The sequence below is a fragment of the Vreelandella stevensii S18214 genome (assembly GCF_000275725.1).
In the GTDB taxonomy this organism is placed as follows: Bacteria; Pseudomonadota; Gammaproteobacteria; order Pseudomonadales; family Halomonadaceae; genus Vreelandella; species Vreelandella stevensii.
Genome location: NZ_AJTS01000034.1, coordinates 21,946 through 29,983, shown reverse-complemented (window position 1 = coordinate 29,983; position 8,038 = coordinate 21,946). Strand labels below are relative to the sequence as shown.

Here is an 8,038-nt window from a genome sequence, read left to right as displayed (position 1 = left end):
TGCTTTGAGCAGCCCGTTGGCCGTCAGGCCACGGGCTGTTTTGTTGCTTGCTCTTCCACTGGCGGTGTATCGGTCTCCGGCTCGCGCACCAGGCCGAGCGCGTCATCGAACAAGCGTAACCCCGCACCCTCTTTATGGGCGTGTTCCGACAGGTGACGGCGGAACCGGCGCCCGCCCGGGCAGCCCTGGAACAGCCCCAGCAAATGCCGCGTAATATGATTCAGTTTGGCGCCCTCATCCAGGCGCTGCTGAATATAGGGGCGGAAGGCCGTGGCCGCCTCCAGGCGCGTGCGGGTTGGGCCGGGCTCACCAAACAGCTGCTCATCGACACCGGCCAGTAGCCACGGGTTCTGGTACGCCTCGCGGCCTACCATCACGCTGTCCACGTGCTCCAGCTGCGCTTGGCACTCGGCCAGGGTTTTAATCCCGCCGTTGATGCCAATGTGCAGCTCGGGGTGGCTCTGCTTCAAGCGATGCACCCGAGGGTAGTTCAGCGGTGGAATGTCACGGTTCTCTTTCGGGGATAACCCCTGTAGCCAGGCTTTGCGGGCGTGAACGGTAAACACGCTGCAGCCTGCCGAAGCCACGATATCAATGAACCGCGCCAAATCGGCGTCTTCATCCTGGTCATCAATACCAATACGGCATTTCACCGTCACCGGAATCGACACCGCCGCCTGCATGGCCTTGACTGCGGCGGCCACTTTTTCGGGGTGGCCCATCAGGCAGGCGCCAATCATGTTGTTCTGCACTCGGTCACTGGGGCAGCCCACGTTCAGGTTGACCTCGTCATACCCCCACGCCTCAGCAATCGCAGCACACTCCGCCAACTCTCCCGCATCGCTGCCCCCCAACTGCAGGGCAATCGGATGCTCCACCTCGCTGTACCCCAAAAAGCGCTCACGCGGGGAGCCGTGCAGCACCGCACCGGTGGTCACCATCTCGGTATACAGCAGTGCACGCCTGGTCAAGGTGCGAGCAAACGCACGGTAGTCTCTTGTGGTCCAGTCCATCATGGGGGCAACAGAAAACAACCTACCCCTGTCGGCACTGTTGTTGCTAATGAAATCAGTCATTTAATAAATTCTGTAACTGTATGAATATACACATATGTTGCCACCTGATACCGTTAAAAACCGCCCTCAGTGTACCGCCAGTGTACCTAGTGGCGGAGAACGCCCACTTTCCAAAAATCGTGGTACACCAATAGCGAGTTTTCAGAAGCGGCAAGGGGGGTGGCGGACTATTGTACGGAAGAAAGGCCATCCCTCACAGAGTAAAACGTGCAGCACCAACACTCGGGCTTAGAAGTGGGCAGGCCAGGTCGAGGATTTCATCACCGTGCTATCCGGTGGAGAGGATGTCTTGTTTGCCCTGTGCAATACCGCGCAACATCAGCAGGCGAGCAGGGGCCGCCCTGTAAAGCACTTCAAGCTGTTGAATCCGCTTCATCTCGGCACATGCGCGCTTGTTGAGCTGGGCCATCATGGGCTGCTGGCAGCCTCACGTGGCATAATTCAGCTTAGGGTTAATGGTGTTATTAGGGTTCATGGGTTAGGCTCTAAATATCAAAAACGATGTAATTTAACCCGCAGCGCTCGTGCACATGTGCCAGCTTGCGCTGAAGGAAGCGCTCGTCAACGTGCAGCGATTCGATGGACGGTACCTTGGCCGATGGCGACTGGGTGCTGGTGGATCGCAGCAACCGCGACCCTAAGCAGGAAGGGGTGTTCTTGCTGCTGGTGAGTGGTGAGCGCCGGATTAAACGGGTGCAGCGGTTAGCGGGCGGGGCACTGTACTTGATTAGCGATAACGACCATTACCAGCCGGAAATGATCAAGCTGCAGGATATGCACGATGTGGAGATTCTGGGGCGGTGTGTGGTTCGGATTGGGCGGGTGGTCCAGGAAGCTAACTTTTAGGGAAGTTGGCTTGTTTTCAACAAATAATATTAGGTTTTAAATGGCTATCAATAAAGTTGTAATGCATGAACTGAAAAAAGATCAACATAAAGATATCCAAGAGTCAAATTTTCGGGACGTGGTGCTTGATCCTGCAAACCCAGCTGTGATTAAGCTGCTTGATGGGGTCACTGAAATATATGGCACAAGACATAATAGTGCTCACTATGGCACTTTTGTTAACGGTGAAGGTCGTGGTGCATTTCCAGACAGTTTTGAAGTTTATAAATCGTCTGAAGACCCCACCGATGAACAATTTATGGCTTTATCAATAGTGGGCATGCGTCGCTTGTATGAAAAAGCCTCTAGTAGTAAGGCCGCAACAGGTGGTTATATCCTGTTTGCGGACTATGAAAATCAGCATGGTAGATATTTTCTGACTGCTATGATCAAAAAAACTCCTGGGCTGACTTTAACTGATCGGCTAGAGCCTGAGGAGCTTGATCAGCTTGATCTACGTCGCTTGCATCAAGCCGCAAGAATTAGTTTTAATAAGTTTTCTGATTATGATGCGGCGGACCCAGACGCTAAAGCTGAGCTGAATTATTTAAGCTTTATAAGTTCCACAAGTACTAAGTCTGCATCTGGGTATTTTGTGACCGCTTTAGGTTGCGCTCCAGGCGCAGCTGCTGTAAGAGCAACTGATAATCTTTTAAGTGAGTCTAAAAGATTTTTTCGGGAAAATGAAGATCTCAAACCCAAAAGAGAAGAGTTTGTTAATGCTCTTTATGAATATTTAGATGGTAAGGAACAATGCAGTGAATCAGTAAAGCTTTCTGAAGTAGGCCATATTGTTATAAGGCATATCCCTGATAGTGTTGCCAATAGGGCTGATGAAATTGTCGAGATATATATGGCGCGTATGAATAGCGAGGAAGTTGCTATTCCTGCCGAATTTCCAGTAAGTAGAACAGCGTTAAATAAACATACAAGAATAACTGCAAAGGGGAATGGTTGGAAATTCTCTTTTGAGAAAGGTGCTTTGGGTGAGGATGAAGCTGCTGATATATATTATAATAGAGCTGAAGAATCATTGACTTTGACGCGCTTGCCTCCTGATATGGTTGATAAAATATTGGAAACATTAGATGAATATAATCAAGATAACACAGAAGAGTAGCGGCTAGTGTCTATTGGTGCTTTAGTAACTCTATATCGCATGGTTGATAGGCCTGCGCTAAGTAGCGGAGCGTTTTCTGGAACTATTGTTGCAGAAGATTGCCGTGAGCTAATTCAAGATATAGTGAAGTCGCGTTCTGGCCAATTCATTGATTTTACAGTTGATGAAAACGATCTGGTTCCGACTGGTGAAATTCCTGATGGTAGTAAGGTGTATTTTAATATCAGGCCTGAAGCACGCTCTTCTAGTAGATTTTACGATAATGTTTCTGACTTCTTAAAGCAAGACAAAAAAATAGGCAGAGGAGAAATGCCTTCTGGTTTTTATCTTGTCGAAGAAGACTATTATGATGATGGCATTGAATCTAATGTATTTGTTTCTAGGCTGGCTCATGTTTGTGAGTTAATTTCCTGTCTGTCGAAACTGGCTCATTATCATGATGAAAAAGCAAAGACTAGATTCCTTCGTTTAGTGTTTTTGAAACCCGAAGAAATAGGTAATACTCACCCAGTGGTTGTTGAGACCTTTGTAGATGAAGATTTACTTAAAGTCTCAGAGGAAATTCCAACTGATCGGTTAAAATACCTCTGTAAATCTTCAGAAACAGAAGATCCTCATTATCGTGAACGTTTGGGTGTGTTTGGTAATACTATGGCTGAGTTTGTTCAAGCGCGGCCTGAAAGTGAGAAGCCTTTTTATTATTTGGTCAAGAATTGGTCTTCTTTTCTGGAGGTGTACGATAAAAATTTAGCAGTTTATTTAAGCGGTTTTGCTTTTCATAAAGCAAAGAGAGAGGTTGCTGAAGCTGAGGTCAGTATATCAAGTAAGCTTTCGCAAGTGATGGGTGATATTACGGGTAAGCTATTGGGAATACCTGTTTCATTTGCAGCTGTGATTGCTATTCCTAAGGCTGGAGGTGTATTTGAAAGTACGCTAATAGTTTTGGGTCTTCTAGTGGCAACTTTTGTCATCGTTGAGGTTATTGATAATCAAAAGAGACAATTGTCACGAGTTACTGATTCAAAGGATCTTGTGTTGAGTGCTTTTCAAGGCAGGAAAGATATTTATCCTACAGATCTTAGTGATGCTGTTGATCGCATTACCACTAATCTCGGGAACGATGGTGAGAAGCTTGAAAAATTATTGTTTTTCTTTCGAGTACTAGCCTGGGTTCCTGTCTTGCTTGCTTTAATAGTTCATGTTTCTTTGTTTTCGGATTTTTTTTAAAACGCATCTGTTTTTAATTTAAATGTTTGGTTATGTGCGTTCTGTCAAATAAAGACTTTAGTTTTTAGTTTTATCTTTTCAGCTTTTTCGCCTATTTTTTCTTTTACTTTATCCATAGATCAGCAATTTCAGGAAAGTAGTCCTCCATAATCCTTGTTAATTACTGATAATTTTTACAGTGCCAAAGCTCTAGAACGCGGTGCAGCGCATTGCTCGTGATGGAGCCAACAGGAGAACGCGGATGCGAGTGAACTACTTAGGGCCTGCCGTGGTGGGGGTGGAGTACCCTGCGGTAGCGGAGATGGACCGGAGGAAGTTTCCACCGAGTTGTTTTCTGGTCGAGATCAGCGACGAGGTGCCCCCTGGTGGGCCATGGATGGAGGGCGATGTGCTGGTGATGGACGAAGCGGGCTCATATGGCCACACTAATCTGATGGCGGCGGAAGTAGAGAGCGAGTACCGACTCTTCAAAACCCACCGCGTGGGCAGCCGCTGCCGCCTGTTGCCGCCTTCGGGCGGGGAAGGGTGCTTTATCACCGCTAAGCAGTTTCGCGGGGTGGTGGTCAGGCAAGCGCGGTGCTGGGCGGTGTAGGGCTAAAGGTTTACATTCAGTCTCATGGTTCTTTGCCATAGTGGTTGTGTCGCCAAGTAGCATGCGTTGTAGAAACTGCTTCGCCAGAAGCACGCGGCAACGTTCTTTACACCGACTACTGAGGTCAACATGGCAAATTTCCAAAAGGCAGACCTGAAGATAGCCTATGAATGGACTGCTGGTCCAAACGATAACCCCAACCTTCGCGGGGAGCCTGATAGCAGCCTGTTCAATCGCGGTCAGGGGTATGAAGTGCTCTATATGCTGAACAAGGTACTCTCTGCGACGGCGCCGTTATCGGCCTTGCACAAAGGGGAGGATTTGATCGCAGACGATCTACCTGGGGATACTCGCTCGCAAGAAAAGGTAGCCGCCTGGCTGAGAACTCGGCTGTAACTCTCCTCTTAGATAGGTAGCAAAGTGAGAGATCTCTTACAAATATTGTCGGCGATCACTTACAGCAAAGTGGGCCTGAGTTTGAGACGCTACCTACGTCGCTTGGTAGCACGCGGGACGGACTCCGCCTCGCCAGAAGGATGCGGCACCCACGCCCCCGGCCATGGATTGGTTGGGGGTTTTTGTTATTTTGTGGTTTTCTTGCGCCCTTGCAGTTTGGGGGATCTTACCCAAGTTAGTTCGTAGTGCATCGGGCCTTGGGCCTTTAAAACGTCTTTTGATATAACTGGCCACCATTCAATCAAGCGCAACGCAGTTTCCCACACGTTCTTCTTTTTCCAGTCTTTCCCTAGGTTAATCGTGGTAATCCCGCAGTTCTCGAAGGCCAACCTTTCAGGATCACCTTTTTTGAAGCGATCCTTGGAAAGGATAACCCAGGTTTTATCAGACTGTTTGAGCTGCTCTAGCCAAACTTCATCCGGCATGCCAGGGCCGCCGTTGACCTCACGGGCATGCAAAACCGCGTGGCTTTCGCTGCAGAGTTTGGCTAGGTGGTTAAGTGCGTTGGCAATGCGGGGACTGATATTTTCGTCAATGAAGAAGTGCACCCGATAAAATCCTTTCTTCGAATTTTACGGCACGCTCTACTTCTTCTGGCGTCACGTCATACGCACGGGCTGCTGCTTCAGCACTGCCTTCTACCTCGGCCGCCTGGGCCAGTGTGGCCGTGGGCATGTGGCTAGGTAGCACGATGGGCTTGCCGAAGGCAAAGCGAGGATCAACCACAATGTCCTCGTCTTCTGGATCAGGCTTCCAGCGAATCGGGTAGCCAGATGGGTCGAACTCAATATCCGCTTTCAGCGAAGGGGAGATCACTGCGTGAAATACGTTTTGACGTTTCACTAGGTCAGTGATGGCCATTTCGCCGCTGTCTTCCAGCACCTTCAAGAACACTTTCTTGCCATCGGTGCTGAGCTGGGGGTTGATCAGAGGATAGTCACGTTGCAAGTAGTCTCTAAGCACATGCAGTGCTTCGCGAATCACCGGCAAGCTTACGTTGTGGCGACGGAATTGCTCCACCGCACGCAGTTCTAGCAGGTCTTTAAAGCTCAGCGTGTCTTCTGCGCCTAGCGCTTGGGGCTCAGGTTCCCATAACGGACCTTTGGCTGACCGCTCAGGCATAAGCCAGCGGCGGATCTTCTCCGCGTCTACGCCAATGAGGCGTTCTGCTTGCCTGGGGCTGTACAGCCCGATGTTAGTGAATGCGGTCATGGTCTACCCCCCAGCGTGCGCTAGGTGTGGAGTGCGGCGGCTTGTGAGTGGTGTCTTTTGGAGTCTTTTACTCTGTTATACATTGCTATAGTCTGACATTTTAAGTGGACTGCGCAAGAGCTATGGGAAAAAAATAGTAGCCTATTATATTCATTTTTTTTAACTTCTTGATTTTAAAAGAATATTTTTATTATTTGAGTGGGCGTAGGGTTGTTTTTAGACGCCTGTATCGGAAGCGGTGCAGAAAAGTAAAGGTGCCATTCTGGCTTGTAATGCAGCGCTTTTTTGCAGAGGTAGCTGATGGGAAAGCGGTGAAATTCGGTAGTGGCAGCCAGAATAAAATAGCCTGTTATAAAAAGCCCCGCGTGTGCGGGGCTTTTGCGTGGGGCTTAGCTGGCTTGTTTGTTCCTGGCCAGTTCGGCCATGGCGACGCGGGAGAGAAAGCCAGAGCGGGTTTTGTCGCCGGGGTGGCGGGCGACGAAGTCGTCGATCTGTTTGACCAGGAGGTCGGGCAGGGTGACGTTGATCTTGTGGCTTTTGCCCAGGTACGGGGTGACGTCGATATCGACGACGGCCCAGATCCAGCCAGTGAAGTCGGGATTGTCCATGTGGTGTTCGATGGACGTGGCTTCGGGGATGGGATCGCCGTATTCAACGGCCACTTCCAGCCAGCCATCGATGGCTTCTTTGGCGTTGGCCAGGGCCTCTTCGAAGGTGTCGCCTGCGGAGTGGCAGCCGGGCAGGTCGGGCACGACGACGCCATAGGCGTGTTGTTCGTCGCCGCGTTCAATGGCAATGGGAAATAACATGGCTCACCTCTATCAGTGGGGGCAGCAGTGGCCAGCCTCATTCGAGGCCAGCGCTTTTCCTGATTCCTTTGACCAATCCCGTTTTCAGATCCTTTTTCGGATGTGGCACGGTGATGGTGCCGGGTTTGGTCGGGTGCCTGAAGTGGTGGTGGCTGCCTTTGACTCTGACTAATGTCCATCCATCCGCTTCCAGTTCCTTGATCAGTACTCTGCTGTTCACCTCCTGCCCCTTTGTCGTTGAACATGGGGTTACTATAACCCTGCAATGTGAGCCTGTCAAAATTTATAACCCCAATAACCCTGTTTGCTGTTCAGAGAGCCAATGGTTTGCGTACCTCTACCGCTTCTCCATACGAATGCTGCAGGTATACCCCTGCTCCGTGAAATTGTGCGCGACCTCGCTCACCAGCCAGGCCGTGGCGTCGATCTGGGGCTTGAAGCCTGCGAGCGTGAGCGGTGTTTCGGGCAGCAGGTCGGGGCCGATGCGCAGGGCCAGCATCGCCGTGATGCTGAACGGCAGCAGGGTGGCGGCTTGCACGGTGAGGCGATCCGTCAGCGGGCGGCGTTCATCGACGCGCTTGCGAACGGCGTCCAGCAACGCTTTGCTGGGTTGGCCATCGGCTTCGCGGAAGAGAATGGTAAGCACGACCTCCACGGATTC

Annotated in this window: 12 protein-coding genes; 5 read left to right on the top strand and 7 right to left on the bottom strand. The window is 50.3% G+C overall.

Annotated elements, in window-relative coordinates:
* Positions 1–23: 23 nt before the first annotated feature.
* On the bottom strand, positions 24–1,076 hold the full coding sequence (dusA, locus tag HSS18214_RS17920) for a tRNA dihydrouridine(20/20a) synthase DusA (protein ID WP_040460883.1): 1,053 nt from the start codon (positions 1,074–1,076) through the stop codon (positions 24–26).
* A 268-nt stretch (positions 1,077–1,344) separates the two neighbouring features.
* Positions 1,345–1,485 carry a hypothetical protein gene (locus tag HSS18214_RS19040; RefSeq protein WP_016914551.1) on the bottom strand — a complete coding sequence of 47 codons (141 nt, stop codon included), beginning with the start codon at positions 1,483–1,485 and terminating at the stop codon, positions 1,345–1,347.
* A gap of 170 nt (positions 1,486–1,655) precedes the next feature.
* On the opposite strand from HSS18214_RS19040, the gene HSS18214_RS0106870 reads away from it, so the two are divergent.
* The 5 genes from HSS18214_RS0106870 to HSS18214_RS0106855 all read left to right on the top strand — a co-directional run bounded on the left by HSS18214_RS0106870 (position 1,656) and on the right by HSS18214_RS0106855 (position 5,296).
* Positions 1,656–1,922, top strand: a complete 267-nt coding sequence (locus tag HSS18214_RS0106870) for a S24 family peptidase (RefSeq protein ID WP_016914550.1) — start codon at positions 1,656–1,658, stop codon at positions 1,920–1,922.
* A 40-nt stretch (positions 1,923–1,962) separates the two neighbouring features.
* Positions 1,963–3,081, top strand: a complete 1,119-nt coding sequence (locus HSS18214_RS18635) for a nucleoid-associated protein (protein ID WP_083844168.1) — start codon at positions 1,963–1,965, stop codon at positions 3,079–3,081.
* 6 nt (positions 3,082–3,087) lie between these two features.
* Positions 3,088–4,308 carry a hypothetical protein gene (locus tag HSS18214_RS19035; protein ID WP_156808486.1) on the top strand — a complete coding sequence of 407 codons (1,221 nt, stop codon included), beginning with the start codon at positions 3,088–3,090 and terminating at the stop codon, positions 4,306–4,308.
* Between the two features lie 241 nt (positions 4,309–4,549).
* Positions 4,550–4,900 (top strand): hypothetical protein, encoded by a 351-nt coding sequence (locus tag HSS18214_RS0106860; protein ID WP_016914547.1) that lies wholly within the window; start codon positions 4,550–4,552, stop codon positions 4,898–4,900.
* 129 nt (positions 4,901–5,029) lie between these two features.
* Entirely contained in the window at positions 5,030–5,296 is a 267-nt protein-coding gene (locus HSS18214_RS0106855; protein WP_016914546.1) for a hypothetical protein, read from the top strand.
* 185 nt (positions 5,297–5,481) lie between these two features.
* Here HSS18214_RS0106855 and HSS18214_RS0106850 read toward each other — a convergent pair whose 3' ends face one another.
* From HSS18214_RS0106850 to HSS18214_RS0106830, 5 genes are all read right to left on the bottom strand, one after another.
* Positions 5,482–5,904: a PIN-like domain-containing protein gene (locus HSS18214_RS0106850; protein WP_016914545.1), complete on the bottom strand. Its 423-nt coding sequence runs from the start codon at positions 5,902–5,904 to the stop codon at positions 5,482–5,484.
* Positions 5,888–6,568 (bottom strand): MerR family transcriptional regulator, encoded by a 681-nt coding sequence (locus HSS18214_RS0106845; protein WP_016914544.1) that lies wholly within the window; start codon positions 6,566–6,568, stop codon positions 5,888–5,890. The genes HSS18214_RS0106850 and HSS18214_RS0106845 overlap by 17 nt, the downstream gene beginning before the upstream one ends.
* A gap of 389 nt (positions 6,569–6,957) precedes the next feature.
* Positions 6,958–7,377, bottom strand: coding sequence for a type II toxin-antitoxin system HicB family antitoxin (locus HSS18214_RS0106840; protein WP_016914543.1), 420 nt, complete (start codon positions 7,375–7,377; stop codon positions 6,958–6,960).
* A gap of 37 nt (positions 7,378–7,414) precedes the next feature.
* A complete protein-coding gene (locus tag HSS18214_RS18630; RefSeq protein WP_083844167.1) occupies positions 7,415–7,597 on the bottom strand; it encodes a type II toxin-antitoxin system HicA family toxin in 183 nt (60 codons plus the stop codon).
* 117 nt (positions 7,598–7,714) lie between these two features.
* Entirely contained in the window at positions 7,715–8,023 is a 309-nt protein-coding gene (locus tag HSS18214_RS0106830) for a baseplate J/gp47 family protein (protein ID WP_162129519.1), read from the bottom strand.
* Positions 8,024–8,038: the final 15 nt, after the last annotated feature.

Excerpts from the sequence above, each read along its gene's own strand:
- HSS18214_RS19040 (WP_016914551.1), bottom strand. The coding sequence starts at position 1,485 with ATGGCCCAGCTCAACAAGCGCGCATGTGCCGAGATGAAGCGGATTCAA.
- HSS18214_RS0106870 (WP_016914550.1), top strand. The coding sequence starts at position 1,656 with ATGGACGGTACCTTGGCCGATGGCGACTGGGTGCTGGTGGATCGCAGC.
- HSS18214_RS0106860 (WP_016914547.1), top strand. The coding sequence starts at position 4,550 with ATGCGAGTGAACTACTTAGGGCCTGCCGTGGTGGGGGTGGAGTACCCT.
- HSS18214_RS0106840 (WP_016914543.1), bottom strand. The coding sequence starts at position 7,377 with ATGTTATTTCCCATTGCCATTGAACGCGGCGACGAACAACACGCCTAT.
- HSS18214_RS0106845 (WP_016914544.1), bottom strand. The coding sequence starts at position 6,568 with ATGACCGCATTCACTAACATCGGGCTGTACAGCCCCAGGCAAGCAGAA.
- HSS18214_RS0106855 (WP_016914546.1), top strand. The coding sequence starts at position 5,030 with ATGGCAAATTTCCAAAAGGCAGACCTGAAGATAGCCTATGAATGGACT.
- HSS18214_RS18635 (WP_083844168.1), top strand. The coding sequence starts at position 1,963 with ATGGCTATCAATAAAGTTGTAATGCATGAACTGAAAAAAGATCAACAT.
- dusA (WP_040460883.1), bottom strand. The coding sequence starts at position 1,076 with ATGACTGATTTCATTAGCAACAACAGTGCCGACAGGGGTAGGTTGTTT.